Below are 21,035 nucleotides of genomic sequence, written 5' to 3' on the forward strand. Positions count from 1 at the left end.
GCTGCTCTCCATGACCCTCGTTGCGACGCTGATAGCAAACCCGGCCCAGCCCGCCATCACCGACGCGGTGCTCGCGGAAGCGCGGCGGGTGACGCGGACGGAGCATCAGCCGCGCATCCTGCACGGCGAGGTTGCGGCGGAACTCTTGGTGCCGGGTGCCCCCGAAGAGGCGCCGGCGCTGACCGAGGCCCTACGCGCCGCGCTCGGAGACGAGCCCATCGACGTTGCCGTGCTTCCCCACGATCAGCACCGCCGCAAGCGGCTGTTCCTGGCCGACATGGACTCCACCATGATCGAGCAGGAATGCATCGACGAACTCGCCGACGTCGTCGGCATCAAGGATCAGGTCGCCGCGATCACCGAGCGGGCCATGCGCGGCGAGATCGCGTTCGAACCGGCGCTGCGGGAGCGGGTCGGCCTACTGAAGGGCCTCTCGGTCGGCGTGATCGACGGGTTGATCCGCGACGTGATCCGCCTGACGCCCGGCGGGCACGCCCTCGTCGCGACCATGCGGGCGCACGGCGCTTTCACCTGCCTCGTCTCCGGTGGCTTCACCCTGTTCACCGGCCCGATCGGGGCGACGCTCGGCTTCGACGAGACCCGCGCCAACCGCCTTGATGTGGCCGAGGGCCACCTCACGGGGCAAGTGGTCGAACCCATCGTCGGCGCCGAGGCCAAACGGGCGAGCCTGCTCGAATTGCGGGCGCGGTGGAGTCTGAGCCCATCGGAGACGCTCGCGGTGGGCGATGGCGCGAACGACCTGCCGATGCTCGGAGAGGCCGGCCTCGGCGTCGCCTTCCGGGCGAAACCGAAAGTGGCCGAGGCCGCTCGCGTTCGGATCGAGCACGGCGACCTGACCGCGCTGCTCTACCTGCAAGGATTCGCGGCGGCGGAGTTCGCGGTCTGAGTCCGCCACGGCGTTTCGCCGTGGTCAGCACGATCCGACACAAACACCCTCTCCCCGCATCGGGGAGAGGGGAACGACAGCTTATAGGGGCGAGCCGTGAGCGATCGCGCTAGTCCAGCCCGATTGCCACGAAGCGCACGTCGCCGCTGGCGCTGGCGACCAGCAGCAGCACCGACTTGCGGCCTTCCTTCTTGAGCGCCTCGACGCGCTTCGTCACGTCGGCCGGGTTCGCGACCGCCTCCTGGCCGACCTCGACGATGACCTCGCCGGGCTGGATGCGCTTGTCGGCGGCGGTCGAGTTCGGATCGACCTTGGTGACGACCACGCCGCTCTTCACGCTCTCTTTGATGCCGAAGCGGCGGCGCGCCTCGTCGTTGAGACCGGAGAGGTTGAGGCCGAGGATCTGGCGATTGACCGATTCCGCTTCCGGCTGCTTGACGTTGGCGACCTGGGTCTTCTCGCCGTCCTCGAGGCGGCCGAGCAGGACGGACTTCGTCTGCTCCTCGCCCTTGCGCACGATCTGAACGTCCACGGTCTTGCCCACCGGGGTCGCGGCGACGATGCGCGGCAGTTCGCTCGACGACTTTACCGGGACGCCGTTGAACTTGACGATGACGTCGCCGACCTCGAGCCCGGCGGTCTTGGCGGGGCCCTTCTCGTCGACGCCGGCCACCAGCGCACCCTTGGCGCCGCCCTTGAGGCCGAGCGCCTCTGCGGTGGCCTCGTCGACGTTCTGGATACGCACGCCGAGCCAGCCGCGGCGAACCTCGCCGAACTGCCGAAGCTGATCGACGACTTGGCTGGCCGTGCCCGACGGCACCGCAAAGCCGATGCCGACGGAGCCGCCCGAGGGCGAGAGGATCGCGGTGTTGATGCCGATCACCTCGCCGTCCATGTTGAACAGCGGGCCGCCGGAATTGCCCTTGTTGATGGCCGCATCCGTCTGGATGTAGTTGTCGTAGGGGCCGGATTCGATGTTGCGGCCGCGCGCCGAGACGATGCCGGCGGAGACCGAGCCGCCGAGGCCGAACGGGTTACCGATCGCCATCACCCAGTCGCCCGGGCGCATCTTGTCGGAATCGCCGAACGGCACCGCCTTGAGCGGGCGATCGGCAGTGGGCTTCACCCGGAGCAGGGCGAGGTCGATCTTCGAATCCTTGCCGATGATCTCCGCCTTCAGCTTGGTGCCGTCGTGCAGGATCACCTGGATGTCGTTGGCGTCGCCGATGACGTGGTTGTTCGTCACGACGATGCCCGAGGCGTCGATGATGAAGCCGGAGCCCAGCGAGTTCGACTTGCGCGTGGGACCGCGCGGGCTGTCCTCGTCGCCCTTCGGCGCGCCCTGGCCGCGCCGCTTGAAGAATTCCTCGAACAGATCCTCGAACGGCGTGCCCTGAGGCAGCTGCGGCAGGTTGCGGCCACCGCGATTGCTGGCCTCGACCGTGGTCGAAGCCGAGATGTTCACCACCGCATCCGTCACCTTCTCGGCAAGGTCGGCAAGCGATTCCGGACCCCGGGCGAAGGCCGGCATCGGCAGGGCCGTCACCGTGACGGTGACGCCCAGTACCGCGGCGGCCAGGGCCGATGAGGCGCGCCGGGCAAACGACGGCGTTCGGCCCCGGACGGCGTTCGCGGCGACTCTCATGGACGTTCCCTCAAGCTCCGAGCGTGCCTGTTTCAGGCCGGCTTATAAATTCGGCGGCCGGCACCCTCGATCAAGGGCGCCGGCCGGGATGGTCCTATCGGCCGCAGGCTCAGCGTACGGCGCCGGTGGTGGCGTCGGCACCCGATGCCGTCGGCTGGGCGGCACCGTTGCGGGCACCCTGCGGGCGACGACCCTGCGGATCGTTGAAGTAGCGGAAGAAGTCCGAGTTCGGGCTCACCACGAGCCGCGTGTCCTGACCCTTCAGCGCCTGCTCGTAGGCCTGCATCGACCGGTAAAAGGCGAAGAAGTCGGCATCCTGCCCGAAGGCTTCCGCCAGGATGCGGTTTCTGTCGGCATCGCCCTGACCGCGCAGCTCTTCCTGCTGCTGGTTGGCCTCGGCCAGGATCACGACGACGTCGCGGTCGGCCTTGGCACGGATCAGCGTCGCCGCCTGGTCGCCGTTGGCGCGGATGTCGGTGGCCTCCTTCTTCCGCTCCGACGTCATGCGATCGTAGACCGCCTGGCTGTTCTTGGCGGGAAGGTCGACGCGGGTCATGCGCAGATCGACGATCTCGATGCCGAGCCCCTTGGCCTGCTTGTTCACGTCCTCCTGGATCGTGTTCATCAGGTCCGCGCGCTCGGTCCGCACGATGGCGTCGCGGCTGGTGCGGGCCAGGACGTTGCGCAGCGCCGAGTTGGTGAAGCTCGCCAGGCGCTGGTTCGCCAGCGCGGTCGTGCCGACCGACTGATAGAACTTCAGCGCATCGACGATGCGGTAGCGGACGAAGGCGTCCACTTCCAGGTTCTGCCGGTCGGCGGTCAGCAGGGTCTGCACCGGCAGGTCGAGGTCGAGCACGCGCTTGTCGAACAGCACGACGCTGTCGGTGAACGGCACCTTGAAGTAGAGGCCAGGCTTGTTCTGCCCCACCGGGTTCAGCACGTCGCGCACGCGGCCGAGCTGGAGCACCAGCGCCTGCTGCATCTGCCCGACGGTGAAGACCGAGGCGTAGAGCCCGATCGCGACCGCGGCCGCGATGACGATCAGGCCTGTCCGAATCGCTGGATTGTTCATCGGCCCGTCGCTCCGCTCGTCTGCGTCCGCCCGTTCTCCATCAGTGGCAGCACCGGCAGCACGCCCGCGCTGTTGGCGCCGGCCACGCCGCCGTTCTGGTCGATGATGACCTTGTTCACGGAGCCGAGCACCTTCTCCATCGTCTCGAGGAAGATCCGCTCGCGGATCACGTCGGGCGCGACCTTGTAGGAATCGTAGACCTGCCGGAAGCGGGAGGCCTGACCGGTCGCCTCGGAGGTGGCCTGCGAACGGTAGGCCTCGGCCGCCTGGACGACCTTGCTCGCATTGCCTCGGGCCTCGGGCACCACGCGGCTGGCGTAGGTCTCGGCCTCGTTGCGCACCTGCTGGGCGTATTGCTGCGCCGCGTTCACGTCGATGAAGGCGGGCCGCACTTCAGGCGGAGGGGTGACGCTGGTGAGCTGCACGACCTCGATCCGCACGCCCGCGCCGTACTCGTCGAGGGCACCCTGGACGATCTCCTTGACCTCCTGGGCGATGCTCGATTGCTCGTTGGTCAGGATCGCCTGGATGTTGCGGCGGCCGATGACCTCGCGCATCGCACTCTCGGCGATGGCCTTGATCGTCCCGTCCGGGTTGGCGAGGTTGAAGACGTAGTCCTCCGCCTTCAGCGGATTGACGCGCCACTGCACCTCGAAATCGATATCGACGATATTCTCGTCGCCGGTGAGCATCAGGCTCTCTTCCGGCACGTCGCGCTGGCGGGTGGTGTTGCCGGCGTTGATGTAGCCGATCGGAATCGAGTTCACGATGCCGACATTGGGCTTCTGCACCGAGCCGATCGGGTAGGGGAAGTTGTAGCGCAGGCCCTCGCCGGACTGGCCGGTGTAGCGCCCGAAGATCGTGTTGATGCCGACCTCGTTGGGCTTCACGATGTAGAAGCCGGTCAGCAGCCACGCGCCGAGCACGAGGCCCGCCGCCACGAGGATCCCCTTGCCGCCGCCGAAGCCTCCGCCCGGCATCACGCCGCGGAGTCGATCCTGGCCGCGCCGGAGCAGATCCTCGAGATCGGGGGGCGTCTTGCCGCCGCCCCCGCCACCCCAGGGGCCGCCGCCATTGCCGCCGCCGGGACGGCCCCAGGGGCCGCCTCCGCCGCCGCTCTGATTGCTCCAAGGCATTCTCGACGTGAACTCCTGCTGAAGCCGGCCCCCGCGGATGCGGAAGACCCTCGCCCTAAACCCGCTCTGACCTCGGTCGGCCCACCGGCCGTGAGGCCGGAAAAACCGGTTTCCCCAAGCGCCAGAACGCGTTTGCGGTGCCGCATGGACGCTGCGCACCTGAGTGGCGCCGCGCGGTCCTGTCAAGGCTGGCAGGTGGGTCCGCACCGCGTCAACCGCAACGTCCGTTCCGACCCAGAAACTTCGTCCGCCCTGCGGCCAAAGCGCCTGACGGCCGCTCAACGACCCTCCAACCGCTCCAGATCGACGAATTGGAAGGCGAATTCGTCGCGCTCGCCGGGTCCATGCGCCTCGCGCAGCGTCTCCCGGAAGGCGGTGCGGTCGAAGGGCGGGAAATGCACGTCGCCCTCCGGCGCCGCATCGACCTCGGTGAGGTGCAGCCGGTCGGCATGGGGCAGGGCGAGCCGGTAGATCTCGGCGCCACCCACCACCATCAACTCGTCACCTCCGGCCGCGGCGAGCGCCTCGTCCCAGTCGTGCACGACGGTCACGTCCGAAAGGGTCAGGGCGCGGTCGCGGGTGAGGACGAGGCTGCGGCGGCCGGGCAGCGGGCGGCCGATCGAGTCCCAGGTCTTGCGGCCCATGAGGATCGGCTTGCCCATGGTGAGGGCCTTGAAGCGCTTCAGGTCGCTGGAGATCCGCCAGACGAGATCGTTGTCGCGGCCGATCACGCCGTTGCGGGCGACGGCCGCGATCAGGGAGACGCGCGGTTGCCCCATCAGACGGCCACCGGCGCCTTGATGGCGGGATGCGGTTCGTAGCCTTCGATCACGATGTCCTCGAAGCGGAAGTCGAACAGGGAGCGCACCTCCGGATTCAGCCGCAGCCGGGGCAGGGGGCGCGGCGCGCGGGAGAGCTGAAGGCGGGCCTGATCCAAGTGGTTGGCGTAGAGATGCGCGTCGCCGAAGGTGTGGACGAAATCGCCGGCCTTGAGCCCCGTCACCTGCGCCATCATCGCGGTGAGCAGGGCGTAGCTCGCGATGTTGAACGGTACGCCGAGGAAGGCGTCGGCCGAGCGCTGATAGAGCTGGCAGGAGAGCCGGCCCTCGGCCACGTAGAACTGGAACAGGCAGTGGCAGGGAGCGAGCGCCATGCGGTCGAGATCGGCCGGGTTCCAGGCCGAGACGATGAGGCGGCGCGAATCCGGGTTGCGGGCGATCTCGTCGAGAACCCAGGCGATCTGGTCGACGGTGCCGCCATCGGGTTTGGCCCAGGAGCGCCATTGGCGGCCATAGACCGGGCCGAGATCACCGTTGGCGTCGGCCCATTCGTCCCAGATCGTGACGCCGTTCTCTCTCAGATAAGCGACGTTGGTGTCGCCCTTGAGGAACCACAGGAGTTCGTGGACGATCGAGCGCAGGTGAAGCTGCTTCGTCGTCACCAGAGGGAAACCCTCCGACAGATCGAACCGCATCTGGTGGCCGAACACCGAGAGCGTGCCCGTGCCGGTGCGGTCCTCCTTGCGGACGCCCTCGGACAGGATGCGGGTGAGCAGATCGTGATACGCGCGCATGGCCCTTCAGGTCTGGCGGGCGTGCGGGCCGATGTCGAGTCGGGGCGCGCCGCCGTCCCGCCTTTCCCGCCGTCTTGGTTACGCGGGCTCGGCTCCTACCGGAGGAGGCTCGGGCCGAGCTGGTAGGCGAGCAGACAGAAATTGCTCCACCCATGGAGCAGAATGCAGGGCCAGAGCCGGCCGGTGCGCCAGCGCAGCCAACCAAGCGTGATAGCGAGCGGCAGCAGGGTCAGCGGCCGTGCGAGCGCACCCTTCGCACCGGGATCGATGGACATGTGGGCGAGGCAGAACAGGAGGGCGGTCGCCACGATCGTCCCTGCCGGGCCGAGAAAGGCGCTCGCACGGGCGAAGGTCTCGCCCCGCAGCAGCAATTCCTCCGCGACCGGTGCCAGCAGCACCACGAAGGCGAACCACAGCCAGAGCGTCGCGGGGCCGAGAAAGGGCGAGAGGCGGACCCCGTTGCCGAAATTCATGTGGAGCGCCGCTGCGGTGGTCGTCACCCAGGCGATGTGGATCAGCGGCCAGAGCGGCAGCAGCAGCCAGAGCCGCCGCATCGGCGCCCGTGGTTCGGCCGGACGGGTCAGTCCGAGCCGCCGGCGCCAGTCTCCGCCGCCGGCCCAGGCCGCAAGCCCGATCACAAGCAGCGCCATCAGAACCTGCCGCAGGGCATCCATCACGACGCCGCGCCCGGCGATCTCGGCGAGCGGAAGCCGCGGGCGCGCCGCGGCGCTCGTGAGGGGATCGATCCCGAGCCGCAGGTCGCCGCCGACACGGACGATGACGAGAGCAAGCCCGCTCGCCAGGAGCAGGATGGAGAGCGGGACGGCGATGAGCAGCAGCACCCGGCCAAGCCAGAAAAACCCCGCCGAGATTCGGGTATGGGGCAGCCTCGGCGGGCGTGCATCGGCGGCGACGGGCGGCATATCGGCCACGCTCGCAACGCAGAGCGGGTCTGAGCGCGGATCGCTCTTCAAAACCGCCGTCGGCCTCTCTATATTCGCCTTGCCGGTCGCAAGGCCGGCTATGGCGATAAACGTTCTTCGCAATAAACCTATCGGACCCGGGGGCGGTACCCGGCGCCTCCACCCGAACCCAGGACCGATGGCCGCACGGCCGAAGGTGCTGGGTTCCGGCGGGGGCGAAATAGGATCGACGAGGGCGTAAAGGTAGAGCTTTCGCTCGGCATGGTTCCGCCGTTATCGGGCCTTTGCAATAGTTGCCAACGACAACTTTGCTCCGGTGGCTGTCGCCGCGTAAGCGGTGCCAAAAACCGACCTAAAGTCCTAGCGGGTAGCACCGCATAGGCGGGGTTCGGAGGTACCTGGCAACAGAAACCTCCACTCAATTTCCACGACCCGGCGCAGCCCAATCCCGGCCGTGACCGGTGAAGCGAGCGCCGATGGCCGAAGATCTGATCCGTTACGATCTCCTGGTTCAGGACGCCCTGCGCGGCGTCGTGCGCAAGGTGCTGACCGATGCCGCCCGTGAGGGGCTTTCCGGCGAGCACCACTTCTACATCTCGTTCCGCACCGAAGCGCCGGGCGTGCGCATGTCGCAGCGCCTGCGCGAAAAATACCCGCAGGACATGACGATCGTCCTGCAGCACCAGTTCTGGGATCTTGGCGTCACCGAGCACAGCTTCGAGGTCGGCCTGTCCTTCTCCGGCGTGCCCGAGCGGCTTCTGATCCCGTTCGACGCGCTGTCGGGCTTCTTCGACCCCTCCGTGCAGTTCGGCCTCAAATTCGATCTCAACGAAGGCGCCGAGGGCGAGCAGACGGAAGAGACGCAGCCGAGCGCGCCGATCAAGCCCGGTCCGCGCGGGGCGGCTTCCGAGCCGGCTGAGATCAAGCCGAAGGGAACCGGCCTCGCCACGGTGCAGAGCGGGCAGGGCGGCCCGAAGATCGTTCCGGCGCTGCCGGCCGCCGGCAAGGCCAAGGCGGATGCGAAGTCGGACAACAAGTCCGAGGACGGCGCCGAGGCGAAGCCGGAAGCGGCCGAGAAGACCGACCGGGACGGCACCGCCGAGGTCGTGAGCCTCGACGCCTTCCGGAAGAAGAACTGATCTTTTCTGCGCGACGCGCTCCGATCCGGTGGAGCGGTCGCCCGCCTCAGACGCGGCGCTGCGCCAGCATCCGCAAGCCGTCCTTCGGCCGCAGCGTCACCCGGTGGAGCGGCGTCACCGGCGGATGATCCGCCGGCAGGGTGAGCCGCACCGCCCGCGCCACGTGGGCGAGCACCAAGGTCGCCTCCTGCACGGAAAAGCTCTGGCCGATGCAGATCCGCGGTCCGGCCCCGAACGGAAGGTAGGCGAAGCGCTCGATCGAGTCCCTGGCCGCGCCGAAGAAGCGCTCGGGCATGAAGGCATCGGGCTCGTCCCACAGCTTGCGGTGCCGGTGCATCACCCAGGGTGCGATGATGACCGTCGAGTTGCGCGGGATCTTCACCCGCCCGATCCGGTCCTCGCGTAGAGCTTGCCGGCTCAGGAACGGCACCGGCGGGAAGAGCCGCATCGTCTCCTCCATCACCGCCTTGGTGAAGGGCAGCCGGTCGAGGCGTAGCGCGCCGTCCGGTCCCGCGGCCGCATCGACCTCCGCCTCGACCCGGTCGCGTGCGGCCTCGTCCTGCGACAGGCAGTAGAGCGCCCAGGTCAGGGCATTGGCCGTGGTCTCGTGGCCGGCGGCGATGAAGGTGACGATGTTAGCCTTCACCTCCAGGTCGGAGAGGCCGCGGCCGGTCTCCGGATCCTGGGCGGCCAGCAGCAGGGTCATCAGGTCGTGGGGGGCCTCGCCGCGGGCGAGCGCCGCCTTGCGCTGATCGAGGAGCGTATCCACCACCTCGGCGAAGAAGCGCAGAGCGGGCCGTGCCCGCAGCCGGCCGAGACGCGGCACGAAGGCGGGAAAGCCGAACACGTCGAGGGGATCGATCGGTCCGATCGATTCGAGCAGCCGGGTGATGGCGCGCCCGAGGGCGTCGGGATCGCCGGGCAAACCTTGCGTGAAGATCGTCCGCTCCAGCACGTCGAGGGTGGCGCGGGTCATCTCCAGGGCGACATCGACTGTGGCGCCGTCGCGCCGCGCCAGCCGCCGGCCGAGCCGCGCCCCGGCGGCATCCATCTGCGCGACGAAGCCGGCGACGTGGCGTGCCGAGAAGATCGGCGCGAGCGTGCGCCGCTGCAGGCGCCATTCGTCGCCCTCGGCGGTGAGCAGGCCGTCGCCGAGGCCCGGCGCCAGTACCCGCTTCTGCAGGTCGTCCTTGCGATAGTTGGCGGCGCGCTCCACCAGCAGGTAGCGCACCACGGCCGGATCGCTAACGACGGTGACGCGCCCCATCGCCGTCTCGCCCGCGACGATGAATTCTTCGAAATGCGCGTCCATCCAGGTCGCGATGGGGTTGGCGCGCACCGCCTTCAGGAAGGCGAACAGGCCGAGCGGCCGCGTCAGCGGCGGCGGCACCTTCGGGCGGAAGAGCGGGGCGTTGGTGACGGGAGCCGCGAGGGGCAGCGTATCGAGCATCTAGGGCGATCAACCTCGGCGGTGACGGAGTGTGCAATGCGTCATCGCCCGTTTCGGGCCGGCATCGCGCTCGGCATCGTGCTTCGTTAAGTAGGGCCGCATCCGAGCCAACGAAGAGGCCACGATGTCGCCGCACGAGAACCCCACCGTCGAGACGCGCACCGAGTCCGATACCTTCGGCCCGATTGAGGTGCCCGCCCACCGTTACTGGGGCGCCCAGACCCAGCGCTCGATCCAGAACTTCAAGATCGGCACCGAGCGTCAGCCGGCGCCGCTCGTGCACGCCCTCGGCATCGTCAAGCAGGCCGCCGCCCTGGTGAACAAGGATCTCGGCGCCCTCGATCCGACGATCGCCGACGCCATCGCCGCGTCGGCGGCCGAGGTCGTCGCCGGCCAGCACGACGACGAGTTCCCGCTGGTGGTCTGGCAGACGGGCTCGGGCACGCAGTCCAACATGAACGCCAACGAGGTGATCGCCAGCCTCGCTAACGAGCAGCTCGGGGGCAAGCGTGGCGGCAAGTCGCCGGTCCACCCCAACGACCATTGCAACCGCGGCCAGTCCTCGAACGACACCTTCCCCACCGCCATGCACATCGCCGTCGCCCGCGAGGTGCAGGAGCGGCTGCTGCCGGCGCTGTCGCACCTGCACGCGGCGCTCGACGCCAAGGCGAAGGAATTCGAGAGCATCGTCAAGATCGGCCGCACGCACTTGCAGGACGCGACCCCGGTCTCCCTCGGCCAGGAGTTCTCGGGCTACGCGGCCCAGGTGGCGCTCGGCGGCGCCCGCGTCGCGGCGGCTCTGCCCGGCGTGCTGGCGCTGGCGCAGGGCGGCACCGCGGTCGGCACCGGCCTCAACGCGCATCCCGAATTCGCGGACAAGTTCGCGGCCAAGGTCGCGGAGCTGACCGGGCTGCCCTTCACCTCCGCCGAGAACAAGTTCGAGGCGCTCGCCACCCACGACGCCCTCGTCTTTCTCCAGGGCGCGCTCACGGCTTTGGCCTCGGGCCTGTTCAAGATCGCCAACGACGTCCGCCTGCTCGGCTCCGGCCCGCGCTCGGGTCTCGGCGAGTTGTCGCTGCCGGAGAACGAGCCCGGCTCCTCGATCATGCCGGGCAAGGTCAACCCGACCCAGTCCGAGGCGCTGACGATGGTCTGCGCCCAGGTGATCGGCAACGGCACCACGGTGAGCTTCGCCGGCTCCCAGGGCCATTTCGAACTGAACGTGTTCAAGCCGGTGATCGCCAACGCGGTGCTGCAATCGGTACGGATCCTGGCCGATGCTTCGGTCAGCTTCACCGACAACTGCGTCGTCGGCATCAAGGCCAACACCGACCGGATCAACGATCTGCTGAACCGCTCGCTGATGCTGGTGACGGCGCTCGCGCCCTCGATCGGCTACGACAAGGCCGCCGAGATCGCCAAGACCGCCCACAAGAACGGCACCACCTTGAAGGAGGAGGCGCTGCGGCTCGGCTACGTCACGGCGGAGGAGTTCGAGCGCGTGGTGCGGCCCGAAACCATGCTGGCGCCGAGCGCGGAATAAGCGCTAGAATCGTTTCCCGGCGCGGACCCGCCGCGCCGGGCCGATCGGAGGGCTGACGCGGTGGCCGAGATCATCAATCTGCGCCAAGTGCGCAAGGCCCGTGAGAAGGCGGCGAAAGAGACCAAGGCCGCCGAGAACCGAATCCTGTTCGGCCGTCCGAAGAAGGCGAAGACGCTTGCCGAGACGCGCAAGGCCCTGGAACAGGCCCGGCACGAAGGCCACCGCCTGACCGATCCCGACAAGGAATGACGCTGGGCCCTCTGCGGGAGAACGCCAAGCGTTCGGTCATGATCGCGGGCCACCGCACCAGCGTCTCGCTGGAGGCGGAGTTCTGGAGCGCGCTGCAGGAGATCGCGCGAGCGCGCGGACAGTCGGTCCAGGCCCTGATCGGCGCCATCGATTCTGCGCGCGGGGAGCGCAATCTCTCCTCGGCGATCCGGGTGTTCGTGCTCGGCGCCTGTCGCGGCGCCTCCGGGCCCTCAGAGGGCACCCTCGCGGATGGCGCCGGGATCGGCCAGGGCGTGCAGGAGCCCGGCGGCGGAATGGGCGAAGCGTAGGGTCACCGCCTTGCGCCGGGCCGGGCTGAGCGGATGGTCCGGCGGTTCGCGCAGGATCGCCGCACCGTAGGAATCGGCGACGATGAGGCCGCATTCCTCCGGGATCAGCGTCTCCGGCACCGTCTCGGGGATCGCAAAGAAGAAGCGGTCGCAATAGTCGCGGTAATCCGGCCATTTCCGATCGGCGCGGAAGTCGGCGACGCTCGACTTGATCTCGACGATGGTGAGCCGCCCCGCCCCGCAGAGCGCGATCACGTCGGCCCGGCGCCCGTTGGCGAGGGAGAATTCCGGCAGACTCACACAGCCCATCTCGGCGAGCAACCGCCGAACGCCGCGCTGGATGTTCAGCGCGGTGGGCGATTGGCGGCGGTCGGGCGGCAGGACGATGTGGGCGAGGGCTGTGGACATACCGGGCTGGTGGCTTGCGGATGCGGCCGAATCGAGTCGGCGCATCCTGCCAGCGGGATCACGCCGGTGTCACCGGCCGCTTTGTCACAGCGCGCGAGTCACCCCGCGAAAGTCACCCTGCGAGAGCCGCCCGGATCGCCGCGAAGCCATCCGTCAGTGCCGCCGGGCCCGGTTGCAGGATCAGCGGCGATTTGATCTCGTGGATGCGCCCCTGCGCCACCGCCGGGATCGCAGACCAGCCGGGGCGGGCACGGATGCGCTCGACGTTGACGCGCTTGCCGCACCACGAGGCGAGGATGACGTCGGGCGCCGCCGCGATCACCTGTTCCGCGGTCACGATCCGGTCCTTGGCCGCCTGCGCGCGGCTGAGAAGCGGAAAGACGTCGTCCCCGCCGGCATGGCCGATCAGGTCGGAGACCCAGCCGATGCCCGAGATCATCGGCTCGTCCCATTCCTCGAAATAGACCTTGAGCCGCGGCTTGCCCGCGCTCTCGGCCTCCGCCTGCGAAAGGCGATCCTCGTAGGAGCGGGCCAGGGCCTCGGCCCGCTCGGCGGCACCGACCAGGGCGCCCAGGGTGCGGATCATCGCCAGGCAGCCGGCGACATCGCGCTGGTTGAACAGGTGGACCGCCACGCCGGCCCGGGCGAGGCTGGCGACGATCTCCGCCTGTAGATCGGAGAAGGCGAGGACGAGGTCGGGTGCGAGAGCAAGGATCTTGGGCAGATCCGCGCTGGTGAACGCCGAGACCCGCGGCTTCTCCCGGCGCACCTGCGGCGGTCGGACGGCGTAGCCCGAGACACCGACGATGCGCCGATCCTCGCCCAGCAGGTAGAGCGTCTCGACGGTCTCCTCGGTGAGGCAGACGATGCGTTCGGGCGGAAAGCGGCGCATGGGCCCTCAATAGTGCAGCCATGTCAGCAGCCCGGCGCCGGGGGCGAGCAGCACGAAAGCCCAGACGAAGGCCGAACTCCAGTTCGCGAGCTGGAACGGGATGCGGCGCAGGCCGAAGCTCCCGGCGACCAGCGGCACCACCGCCCGCGCCGGCCCGATGAAGCGGCCGATGAGGATGGCCCCGGCTCCCCAACGCCGCAGGAAGCCTTCCGCCTTTGTCGTCATCTCCGGATGTCGGCTCATCGGCCAGAGCCGCTTGATGCCGTCCTTGTAGTAGAACCCCACTTCGTAGGAGACCCAGTCTCCGAGCCCGGCGCCGATGCCGGCCCCGATCACCAGCGGCCAGAACGGCAGGTCGCTGCTGCCGATCAGCGCGCCGATGCCGAGCAGGATCGCGGTGGCCGGCACCAGCAGCGACAGGACGGCGAGGGATTCGCAGAAGGCGATCACCCCCGTCACCACCGGCGCCCATGCCTTATAGGTCTCGATGAACGTGAGGATGGACTGGCGGGCGGCGTCGAAATCCATACTCACTCCGGTAGTCGGGTCGTGTCGGGCTGAGCCGTAACGCGTCGCCGCATCGATCGGATGCGCGCGGCCGTCAGCCGCGCTATCACGGCACGCAAGCGGATACCGGAGCAGCATGAAGGTTCTGTCGATCCAGTCGCACGTCGCCTATGGCCATGTGGGCAATTCCTCCGCCGTGTTCCCGATGCAGCGGCTCGGCGTCGAGGTCTGGCCGGTCCACACGGTGCAGTTCTCCAACCACACCGGCTACGGCGAGTGGCGCGGGCGCGTCTTCGACGGACCGGCGGTGGAGGAGGTGGTGCAGGGCGTGGCCGAGCGCGGCGCGTTGAAGGACTGCGATGCCGTGCTCTCCGGCTATATGGGTTCGGCCGATATCGGCACCGCGATCCTGCGGGCGGTCGCCGCTGTGCGGGCGGCTAACCGCGAGGCGCTCTATTGCTGCGATCCGGTCATCGGCGACACCTATTCCGGCGTCTATGTCCGCCCCGGCATCGCCGACTTCATGCGGGCGCAGGCGGTGCCGGCCGCCGACATCCTGACCCCGAACCAGTTCGAACTCGACCTGATCTCGGACACGCCGAGCGACACGCTGGAGGCGGCCAAGCGCGCGGTCGCCTCGGTGCAGGCGCTGGGGCCGCGCGTCCTGCTCGTCACCTCGCTGACCACCGCCGAGACGCCTCCGGACGCGATCGACATGATGGCCGCCGAGGGCGGCGCGTTCTGGCGTGTGCGCACGCCCCGGCTCGACCTGAAAGCGGTCTCGGGGGCGGGCGATGCGGTCGCCGCGCTCTATCTCGTGCATTACCTGCGCACACGCTCGGCGGCCCTGGCGCTCGGCATGGCGGCGGCCTCGATTCACGGACTGCTGCGGCGGACCGCCGAGGCCGGCTCGGAGGAGCTGCTGACCGTCGCCGCCCAGGACGAGTTCGTCGCGCCGAGCGCGGCTTTCCCGGTCGAGAGCGTCTGACGCTGTAAAGGAGCCGTGATGCTGGAACGCCGCTTCGCCACCCTCGACGTGTTCACCGACACGCCGCTCGCCGGAAACCCGCTCGCGGTGGTGCTCGATGCCGAGGGGCTCACTGATGCGGCGATGCAGGCCATCGCCCGCGAGTTCAACCTCTCGGAGACGGTCTTCGTCCTGCCGCCGGAGGAGCCGCGCCACCGGGCGCGCCTGCGCATCTTCACGCCCGCGCGCGAACTTCCCTTCGCCGGCCACCCGACGGTCGGCACCGCCGTGCTTCTCGCCCTGCGCGATCGGGCCGAGCGGCAGGCGGTCGGTCTGGCCGATGCCGCCGCCTTCGGGCTGGAGGAGGGGATCGGCATCGTCTCCTGCGTCGTCGAGGCGGCCGAGGACGGTCGCAGCGCCCGCGCCCGTTTCAAGCTGCCGGTCCTGCCGACCTATCTCGGCGACGCTCGCGCGAACGATGCGCTTGCCGGAGCCCTCGGATTGAAGCCGGGCGACATCGGCTTCAACCGCCATCAGCCGAGCCGCCACGGCGCCGGGCCCTTCTTCACCTTCGTGCCGCTGTCTTCCACCGAGGCGCTGACGCGGGCCCGGCTCGATGCCGCCCGGTTCGAGCGCCTTTTCCCGCAGGCGCAGGCCGATGCGCTCTATCTCTACGCCCTCGACCCGGAGGGGCTCGGGCATCGCTATCAGGCACGGATGTTCGCGCCGCATCTCGGGGTCGCCGAAGACCCAGCGACGGGCAGCGCCGCTGCGGCCTTCGCCGGCGTGCTGATGCAGTTCGAGCCGCTGGGGGAGGGCACCCACGACGTGGTGATCCGCCAGGGCGCCGCCATGGGCCGGCCGAGCACGATCGACCTCCAACTCGTCATCGATGAGGGCATGCTGCGTTCCGTCGAGATCGGCGGACAGGCGGTGGTGGTGAGCGAGGGCGTGCTGCGTGTCGGTTGAGATCGCGGCGCAGGCCGCACCCGGCTTCAGCATCACGCCGCTCCGGCGCGTCGCGGCCCGGCGCGTCGAGCACGACTGGGCCTGGGCGTGCGACAATGCGGAGGCGATCGACCGCAACTGGGAGCGGCGCAAGGCGAAGACGCCGGGCCTGTTCGACGGTCCGGTCTATCTCGCCAGCGGATGCGCGATCGCGGAGGATGCCTGCGAGGCGAGCCTGTTCGAGGTGCGCTACTCCCGCTTCATCGCCTTCCGCGACGCGGGCGTACCCGACGCGCTGGTCGCCAACGCCTTCGCGGCGATCGTCCCGCATAGCCGCGACGGGGCGGTGCTGCTCGGCGTGATGGGCGCCCACACCGCCAATGCCGGCCAGATCTACTTCCCCTGCGGTACCCCCGATCCGGGTGACCTGCGGGGGGACGGCACGATCGATCTCGCCGGCAGCGCGGAGCGTGAGTTCCTGGAGGAAACCGGCCTGACCCTGCCCGAGGGAGCGGAGGAGGAATGGGTGCTCCTGCGCGGCGACGGCCAGCTCGCCTTCCTGCGCCCTGTGCGCTTCGACGCCGACGCCGAGACCCTGAAAGCTCGCATCGAAGCCCATCGCGGGCATGAGGACGAGCCGGAGCTCGCCCGTAGCGTCATCGTCCGTTCCCGGGCCGATATCGACGCTGCCCGGATGCCGGGATACGTCCAGGCCTATCTCGCGAGCGTCTTCCCGGCGTGAGGGGCGGACCTCAACGGTAACCGTAACGGGCCTTGGCCGCCGCGAGCAGGTTCATCGCCTCACCCTCGCGACCGGCGGCACAGGCGGCCTCGGCTTTGGAGAGATCGGCACCGAAGCGCGCGCCGACCGGTGCGGAGAGGTCGCCCGTCTTCACGTCGGTCGCGACGATGGCCTGGGTGCGCGCGACGCTCGGACCGCAGCCGGTGCCGGTCGGCAGGGGCGCAACCGCCGCAGCGGGCGCGGCCGGCACAGTCGCCACCGGGGGCGGCGCGCTCGACTGGCAAGCGCTCAGGGTGCAGCCGAGGGCGGCGATCAGGACGGCTCGGAAAAGCGGCGCGGGCACGACAGGTCTCTCCGATCATGAGAGGGGTAAGTTCGGTGCAGCCAAGCTTGGCCGCAGGGTTGTGCGCCGGGTTCGATGAAACGGTCAATCGCAGGGCTGCCCCGCGCTTGTCACGATCCCCGCCAATCGGTACAGAACGCCACCCTGGTCGCAGGCGGTTTGCCGGCGTGTCAGCCTCTGAGGAGAATCGAGCGTGGCCCCTGGCCGCTCCGTGCAGACGAACGACGGCGCCGCCTCCGCGGCCGCGTCGTCCTGCGCGCTCATTCTCGTAGGCCTGCTTCTTAGCCGCCCCTGAGGGCCGTCCGGGCGCGACCGCCTGGGCTCTCAGGGGGTGCCGCTCGTCCACCGGAAGACAGGTTTTCCGGCGCCGCTCCCGAGGAGTCGAGCGCGCCGGCTGCGAGGAACGAAGACCCATGGCGAACACCACTGAGAGCGCGAAGGACCGCGTCGTCATCTTCGACACGACGCTGCGCGACGGCGAGCAATGCCCCGGCGCCACCATGACCCTCGACGAGAAGCTGGCGGTAGCCGAGCTGCTCGACGCCATGGGCGTCGACATCATCGAGGCGGGCTTCCCCATCGCCTCCAACGGCGATTTCGAGGCCGTCTCCGAGATCGCCCGGCGCACCAAGCGCGCGACCATCGCCGGCTTGGCCCGCGCCATCCCCGCCGACATCGCCCGCGCGGGCGAGGCGGTGCGTCATGCGAAAGCCGGTCGCATCCACACCTTCGTCTCGACCTCGGCGATCCACCTCGCCCACCAGATGCGCAAGACGCAGGACGAGGTGATCGAGATCATCCTGAAGACCGTGACCCAGGCCCGCGACCTCGTCGAAGACGTGGAATGGTCGGCCATGGACGCGACCCGCACCGACATCGACTATCTCTGCCGTTGCGTCGAGGCCGCGATTCGCTCGGGCGCGACCACCATCAACCTGCCCGACACGGTGGGCTACGCCACGCCGCAGGAATACGGCGCGATGTTCCGCCAAGTGCGCGAGCGCGTACCGAACTCGGACAAGGCGATCTTCTCGGTCCACTGCCACAACGATCTCGGGCTCGCGGTGGCGAACTCGCTCGCAGGTCTCGAGGGCGGCGCCCGGCAGATCGAGTGCACGGTCAACGGTATCGGCGAGCGGGCCGGCAACGCCGCGCTCGAAGAGATCGTCATGGCGATCCGCACCCGCGCCGACGTGATGCCCTACGACACCGGCATCGACACGACGATGCTGACCCGCGCCTCGAAGCTCGTCAGCCATGCGGCGAACTTCCCCGTGCAGTACAACAAGGCCATCGTCGGCCGGAACGCCTTCGCCCACGAGAGCGGCATCCATCAGGACGGCATGCTCAAGCATTCCGAGACCTACGAGATCATGACCCCGGCCTCGGTCGGGCTCTCCAAGACCTCGCTGGTGATGGGCAAGCATTCCGGGCGCGCCGCGTTCAAGTCGAAGCTGGCCGAACTCGGCATCTCACTGTCCGACAACCAGTTCCAGGACGTGTTCGAGCGCTTCAAGGATCTGGCCGACCGCAAGAAGCACGTCTACGACGAGGATATCGAGGCGCTGGTGGACGAGAAGCTCGCCACCGCCCACGACCGCATCAAGCTGCTCTCGCTCTCGGTGATCGCCGGCACCCGCGGGCCGCAGCGCGCGACGATGAAGATCGAGATGGACGGCCGCACCTTCACCGAGGAGGCGGACGGCAACGGTCCCGTGGACGCGGTGTTCAACGCCATCCACGAGATCGTGCCGCATGACGCGGTGCTCGAACTCTATCAGGTCCACGCCGTGACCGAGGGGACCGACGCCCAGGCGGAGGTCTCGGTCCGCCTCAAGGCCGGCGAGCGCTCGGTGACGGCCCGCGGCGCCGACCCGGACACGCTGGTGGCCTCGGCCAAGGCCTATCTGTCGGCCTTGAACAAGCTCTCGGCGGCCTCCGTGCGGCTGCATGCGCAGCACGCGGCGGTGGTTTAGCCGTCGCTCGTCCCACCCGATCCCCTCATCCTGAGGTGCCGCGAAGCGGCCTCGAAGGAGGGCTCCAGAAGGCGCGCGATCTCTGGAAGCCTCCTTCGAGGCTCCGCTTCGCTCCGCACCTCAGGATGAGGGCGTGTTTTGGATGACCGGTCGAACGGCCGGTCGGATTCGAAAAGTCCAAGAAATGCCCGCCTATCGCTCCCGCACCACCACCCACGGCCGCAACATGGCCGGCGCCCGCGGCTTGTGGCGCGCCACCGGCATGAAGGATTCGGATTTCGGCAAGCCGATCATCGCGGTGGTGAACTCGTTCACGCAGTTCGTGCCGGGCCACGTTCACCTGAAGGATCTGGGTCAGCTCGTCGCCCGCGAGATCGAGCAGGCGGGCGGCGTCGCCAAGGAGTTCAACACCATCGCGGTCGATGACGGCATCGCCATGGGTCATGACGGGATGCTCTACTCGCTCCCGTCGCGCGAACTGATCGCCGATTCCGTCGAGTACATGGTCAACGCGCATTGCGCCGATGCCATGGTCTGCATCTCGAATTGCGACAAGATCACCCCCGGCATGCTGATGGCGGCCCTGCGCCTCAACATCCCGGCGGTCTTCGTCTCCGGCGGCCCGATGGAGGCCGGCAAGGTCGTGATGAACGGCGTCACCCGCAAGTTCGACCTCGTCGACGCCATGGTGGCGGCGGCCGACGACCGGGTCTCCGACGAGGACGTCGCGGTGATCGAGCGCTCGGCCTGTCCGACCTGCGGCTCGTGCTCGGGCATGTTCACCGCCAATTCCATGAACTGCCTCACCGAGGCGCTCGGCCTGTCGCTGCCCGGCAACGGCTCGACGCTGGCGACGCATGCCGACCGCAAGCGCCTGTTCGTCGAGGCCGGTCACCTCATCGTCGATCTGGCCCGTCGCCACTACGAGCAGGACGATGCCAGCGTCCTGCCCCGCGCGATCGCCTCCATGGCCGCCTTCGAGAACGCGATGACCCTCGACATCGCCATGGGCGGCTCGACCAACACGGTACTGCATCTGCTTGCCGCCGCGCATGAGGGCGAGGTGCCCTTCACCATGGCCGATATCGACCGGCTCTCGCGTCGCGTCCCGGTGCTGTGCAAGGTCGCTCCGGCGGTCGCGAACATCCACATGGAGGACGTGCACCGGGCCGGCGGCATCATGGGCATCCTGGGGGAGCTCGACCGCGCCGGTCTCATCGATCGCTCCGTCGGCAATGTCGGCTCGGGCACGCTCGGCGCGGCGCTCGATCGCTGGGACGTGAAGCGGACCCAGAGCCCGTCGGTGCAGGAGTTCTTCCGCGCCGCGCCGGGCGGCGTGCCGACCCAAATCGCCTTCAGCCAGGCCTCGCGCTGGGACGAGCTCGATCTCGACCGCGAGGCGGGCGTCATCCGCGATGCCGAGCATGCCTACTCGAAGGACGGCGGCCTGGCCGTCCTCTACGGCAACCTCGCCGAGGACGGCTGCATCGTGAAGACCGCGGGCGTCGATTCCTCGATCCTGACCTTCACCGGCACCGCCCACGTGTTCGAGAGCCAGGACGCGGCGGTGGACGGCATCCTCAACGGCCGGGTCAAGGCGGGCGAGGTCGTGCTGATCCGCTACGAGGGCCCGCGCGGCGGCCCCGGCATGCAGGAGATGCTCTATCCGACGAGCTACCTGAAATCGAAGGGCCTCGGCAAAGCCTGCGCGCTGGTCACCGACGGCCGCTTCTCAGGCGGCTCCTCGGGCCTCTCCATCGGCCACGTCTCCCCTGAAGCCGCCGAGGGCGGCCTGATCGGCCTCGTGGAGCAGGGCGATCCCATCGAGATCGACATCCCGAACCGGCGCATCCACCTCGCCGTGGACGAGGCGGTGCTGGCTCAGCGCCGAGCCGCCCGCGACGCCGAGGGTTGGCGCCCGGCCGAGCCCCGAAAGCGCAAGGTCAGCACGGCGCTGCGCGCCTACGCCATGCTCGCCACCAGCGCCGCCAAGGGCGCCGTGCGGCGGATCGAAGAGTAGGAAGGGAACAGGCCCTGGACCAGGCAGCGATCCTCATGCGGAGGTGCCCGCACAGCGGGTCCCGAAGCACGGCGCGCGGCTGATCCAGGCTCCGCCGCGTCGCTCGACGCGATGGCGGGACCGGCGCAGCGTCCTTCGCGGCCGAGCGGACGCTCGGCGCCTCAGCCTGAGGAGCCCGGTTGCCCCGTCAGCGATGGGATATGCGGCCCCTCGCGCATCGGGCACGGATCACGCATAGACGCGTTCTCAGGCGGAGCTTCGCTCCGGATGGGAGAGACGTCGGACCC

Annotated in this window: 21 protein-coding genes and 1 other RNA gene; 11 read left to right on the top strand and 11 right to left on the bottom strand. The window is 69.1% G+C overall.

Going from position 1 to position 21,035, the window contains the following annotated elements; genetic code table 11:
* The first annotated feature begins 10 nt into the window (after positions 1-10).
* Entirely contained in the window at positions 11-907 is an 897-nt protein-coding gene (serB, locus tag HNR51_RS07615; protein ID WP_182554551.1) for a phosphoserine phosphatase SerB, read from the top strand.
* Between the two features lie 109 nt (positions 908-1,016).
* Here serB and HNR51_RS07620 read toward each other — a convergent pair whose 3' ends face one another.
* From HNR51_RS07620 to HNR51_RS07645, 6 genes are all read right to left on the bottom strand, one after another.
* Complete coding sequence (locus tag HNR51_RS07620; RefSeq protein WP_182554552.1) at positions 1,017-2,552, bottom strand: DegQ family serine endoprotease; 1,536 nt, start codon at positions 2,550-2,552, stop codon at positions 1,017-1,019.
* 109 nt (positions 2,553-2,661) lie between these two features.
* Entirely contained in the window at positions 2,662-3,624 is a 963-nt protein-coding gene (gene hflC, locus HNR51_RS07625) for a protease modulator HflC (RefSeq protein WP_012454656.1), read from the bottom strand.
* Positions 3,621-4,760, bottom strand: coding sequence for an FtsH protease activity modulator HflK (gene hflK, locus HNR51_RS07630; protein WP_012454657.1), 1,140 nt, complete (start codon positions 4,758-4,760; stop codon positions 3,621-3,623). Before hflK ends, hflC begins: the two co-directional genes overlap by 4 nt.
* Positions 4,761-5,038: 278 nt before the next feature.
* Entirely contained in the window at positions 5,039-5,539 is a 501-nt protein-coding gene (locus tag HNR51_RS07635; protein WP_182554553.1) for a dihydrofolate reductase, read from the bottom strand.
* Complete coding sequence (locus HNR51_RS07640; protein WP_182554554.1) at positions 5,539-6,333, bottom strand: thymidylate synthase; 795 nt, start codon at positions 6,331-6,333, stop codon at positions 5,539-5,541. Before HNR51_RS07640 ends, HNR51_RS07635 begins: the two co-directional genes overlap by 1 nt.
* Before the next feature lie 95 nt (positions 6,334-6,428).
* Positions 6,429-7,256 (bottom strand): CPBP family intramembrane glutamic endopeptidase, encoded by an 828-nt coding sequence (locus tag HNR51_RS07645; RefSeq protein WP_182554555.1) that lies wholly within the window; start codon positions 7,254-7,256, stop codon positions 6,429-6,431.
* Positions 7,257-7,298: 42 nt separating this feature from the next.
* Between HNR51_RS07645 and ssrA the strand changes: the two genes are divergently transcribed.
* Positions 7,299-7,675: a transfer-messenger RNA gene (gene ssrA, locus HNR51_RS07650) on the top strand.
* A 57-nt stretch (positions 7,676-7,732) separates the two neighbouring features.
* On the top strand, positions 7,733-8,395 hold the full coding sequence (locus HNR51_RS07655) for an SspB family protein (RefSeq protein WP_182554556.1): 663 nt from the start codon (positions 7,733-7,735) through the stop codon (positions 8,393-8,395).
* 46 nt (positions 8,396-8,441) lie between these two features.
* Here HNR51_RS07655 and HNR51_RS07660 read toward each other — a convergent pair whose 3' ends face one another.
* Positions 8,442-9,845 carry a cytochrome P450 gene (locus HNR51_RS07660; protein ID WP_012454662.1) on the bottom strand — a complete coding sequence of 468 codons (1,404 nt, stop codon included), beginning with the start codon at positions 9,843-9,845 and terminating at the stop codon, positions 8,442-8,444.
* 124 nt (positions 9,846-9,969) lie between these two features.
* On the opposite strand from HNR51_RS07660, the gene fumC reads away from it, so the two are divergent.
* Genes fumC through HNR51_RS07675 form a run of 3 tightly spaced genes read left to right on the top strand, consistent with a single transcriptional unit; the run spans position 9,970 to position 11,945 of the window.
* On the top strand, positions 9,970-11,388 hold the full coding sequence (gene fumC / locus HNR51_RS07665) for a class II fumarate hydratase (protein ID WP_182554557.1): 1,419 nt from the start codon (positions 9,970-9,972) through the stop codon (positions 11,386-11,388).
* Between the two features lie 60 nt (positions 11,389-11,448).
* The gene (locus HNR51_RS07670) at positions 11,449-11,637 is read left to right on the top strand and encodes a DUF4169 family protein (protein ID WP_012454664.1); all 189 of its coding nucleotides are present in this window, start codon (positions 11,449-11,451) and stop codon (positions 11,635-11,637) included.
* The gene (locus HNR51_RS07675; RefSeq protein WP_182554558.1) at positions 11,634-11,945 is read left to right on the top strand and encodes a ribbon-helix-helix domain-containing protein; all 312 of its coding nucleotides are present in this window, start codon (positions 11,634-11,636) and stop codon (positions 11,943-11,945) included. The genes HNR51_RS07670 and HNR51_RS07675 overlap by 4 nt, the downstream gene beginning before the upstream one ends.
* On the opposite strand, the gene HNR51_RS07680 is transcribed toward HNR51_RS07675, so the two are convergent.
* The 3 genes from HNR51_RS07680 to HNR51_RS07690 form a co-directional block, all read right to left on the bottom strand.
* Positions 11,868-12,353 (bottom strand): MmcB family DNA repair protein, encoded by a 486-nt coding sequence (locus HNR51_RS07680; protein ID WP_141951628.1) that lies wholly within the window; start codon positions 12,351-12,353, stop codon positions 11,868-11,870. The two genes, HNR51_RS07675 and HNR51_RS07680, sit on opposite strands and share 78 nt — an antisense overlap.
* A gap of 112 nt (positions 12,354-12,465) precedes the next feature.
* A complete protein-coding gene (locus HNR51_RS07685) occupies positions 12,466-13,245 on the bottom strand; it encodes a cobalamin-binding protein (RefSeq protein WP_182554559.1) in 780 nt (259 codons plus the stop codon).
* A gap of 6 nt (positions 13,246-13,251) precedes the next feature.
* Positions 13,252-13,773: a DedA family protein gene (locus HNR51_RS07690; protein ID WP_012454668.1), complete on the bottom strand. Its 522-nt coding sequence runs from the start codon at positions 13,771-13,773 to the stop codon at positions 13,252-13,254.
* 115 nt (positions 13,774-13,888) lie between these two features.
* On the opposite strand from HNR51_RS07690, the gene pdxY reads away from it, so the two are divergent.
* Genes pdxY through HNR51_RS07705 form a run of 3 tightly spaced genes read left to right on the top strand, consistent with a single transcriptional unit; the run spans position 13,889 to position 16,409 of the window.
* A complete protein-coding gene (pdxY, locus tag HNR51_RS07695; protein WP_141951630.1) occupies positions 13,889-14,740 on the top strand; it encodes a pyridoxal kinase PdxY in 852 nt (283 codons plus the stop codon).
* A gap of 18 nt (positions 14,741-14,758) precedes the next feature.
* Positions 14,759-15,688: a PhzF family phenazine biosynthesis protein gene (locus HNR51_RS07700; protein ID WP_182554560.1), complete on the top strand. Its 930-nt coding sequence runs from the start codon at positions 14,759-14,761 to the stop codon at positions 15,686-15,688.
* Positions 15,678-16,409: an NUDIX hydrolase gene (locus HNR51_RS07705; RefSeq protein WP_141951632.1), complete on the top strand. Its 732-nt coding sequence runs from the start codon at positions 15,678-15,680 to the stop codon at positions 16,407-16,409. Before HNR51_RS07700 ends, HNR51_RS07705 begins: the two co-directional genes overlap by 11 nt.
* A 10-nt stretch (positions 16,410-16,419) precedes the next feature.
* On the opposite strand, the gene HNR51_RS07710 is transcribed toward HNR51_RS07705, so the two are convergent.
* The gene (locus HNR51_RS07710; RefSeq protein ID WP_152277229.1) at positions 16,420-16,752 is read right to left on the bottom strand and encodes a hypothetical protein; all 333 of its coding nucleotides are present in this window, start codon (positions 16,750-16,752) and stop codon (positions 16,420-16,422) included.
* 413 nt (positions 16,753-17,165) lie between these two features.
* Here HNR51_RS07710 and HNR51_RS07715 point away from each other — a divergent pair, with 413 nt between their 5' ends.
* Complete coding sequence (locus HNR51_RS07715; RefSeq protein WP_012454673.1) at positions 17,166-18,728, top strand: 2-isopropylmalate synthase; 1,563 nt, start codon at positions 17,166-17,168, stop codon at positions 18,726-18,728.
* A gap of 184 nt (positions 18,729-18,912) precedes the next feature.
* Positions 18,913-20,748, top strand: a complete 1,836-nt coding sequence (gene ilvD / locus HNR51_RS07720) for a dihydroxy-acid dehydratase (protein WP_182554561.1) — start codon at positions 18,913-18,915, stop codon at positions 20,746-20,748.
* Positions 20,749-21,035 lie beyond the last annotated feature (287 nt).

This window comes from Methylorubrum thiocyanatum (genome assembly GCA_014138645.1).
GTDB lineage: Bacteria > Pseudomonadota > Alphaproteobacteria > Rhizobiales > Beijerinckiaceae > Methylobacterium > Methylobacterium thiocyanatum.

Excerpts from the sequence above, each read along its gene's own strand:
- fumC (WP_182554557.1), top strand. The coding sequence starts at position 9,970 with ATGTCGCCGCACGAGAACCCCACCGTCGAGACGCGCACCGAGTCCGAT.
- hflK (WP_012454657.1), bottom strand. The coding sequence starts at position 4,760 with ATGCCTTGGAGCAATCAGAGCGGCGGCGGAGGCGGCCCCTGGGGCCGT.
- HNR51_RS07635 (WP_182554553.1), bottom strand. The coding sequence starts at position 5,539 with ATGGGGCAACCGCGCGTCTCCCTGATCGCGGCCGTCGCCCGCAACGGC.
- HNR51_RS07660 (WP_012454662.1), bottom strand. The coding sequence starts at position 9,845 with ATGCTCGATACGCTGCCCCTCGCGGCTCCCGTCACCAACGCCCCGCTC.
- HNR51_RS07645 (WP_182554555.1), bottom strand. The coding sequence starts at position 7,256 with ATGCCGCCCGTCGCCGCCGATGCACGCCCGCCGAGGCTGCCCCATACC.
- HNR51_RS07700 (WP_182554560.1), top strand. The coding sequence starts at position 14,759 with ATGCTGGAACGCCGCTTCGCCACCCTCGACGTGTTCACCGACACGCCG.
- HNR51_RS07715 (WP_012454673.1), top strand. The coding sequence starts at position 17,166 with ATGGCGAACACCACTGAGAGCGCGAAGGACCGCGTCGTCATCTTCGAC.
- hflC (WP_012454656.1), bottom strand. The coding sequence starts at position 3,624 with ATGAACAATCCAGCGATTCGGACAGGCCTGATCGTCATCGCGGCCGCG.
- pdxY (WP_141951630.1), top strand. The coding sequence starts at position 13,889 with ATGAAGGTTCTGTCGATCCAGTCGCACGTCGCCTATGGCCATGTGGGC.
- HNR51_RS07655 (WP_182554556.1), top strand. The coding sequence starts at position 7,733 with ATGGCCGAAGATCTGATCCGTTACGATCTCCTGGTTCAGGACGCCCTG.
- HNR51_RS07690 (WP_012454668.1), bottom strand. The coding sequence starts at position 13,773 with ATGGATTTCGACGCCGCCCGCCAGTCCATCCTCACGTTCATCGAGACC.
- serB (WP_182554551.1), top strand. The coding sequence starts at position 11 with ATGACCCTCGTTGCGACGCTGATAGCAAACCCGGCCCAGCCCGCCATC.
- HNR51_RS07640 (WP_182554554.1), bottom strand. The coding sequence starts at position 6,333 with ATGCGCGCGTATCACGATCTGCTCACCCGCATCCTGTCCGAGGGCGTC.
- HNR51_RS07685 (WP_182554559.1), bottom strand. The coding sequence starts at position 13,245 with ATGCGCCGCTTTCCGCCCGAACGCATCGTCTGCCTCACCGAGGAGACC.
- HNR51_RS07620 (WP_182554552.1), bottom strand. The coding sequence starts at position 2,552 with ATGAGAGTCGCCGCGAACGCCGTCCGGGGCCGAACGCCGTCGTTTGCC.
- ilvD (WP_182554561.1), top strand. The coding sequence starts at position 18,913 with ATGCCCGCCTATCGCTCCCGCACCACCACCCACGGCCGCAACATGGCC.
- HNR51_RS07680 (WP_141951628.1), bottom strand. The coding sequence starts at position 12,353 with ATGTCCACAGCCCTCGCCCACATCGTCCTGCCGCCCGACCGCCGCCAA.
- HNR51_RS07675 (WP_182554558.1), top strand. The coding sequence starts at position 11,634 with ATGACGCTGGGCCCTCTGCGGGAGAACGCCAAGCGTTCGGTCATGATC.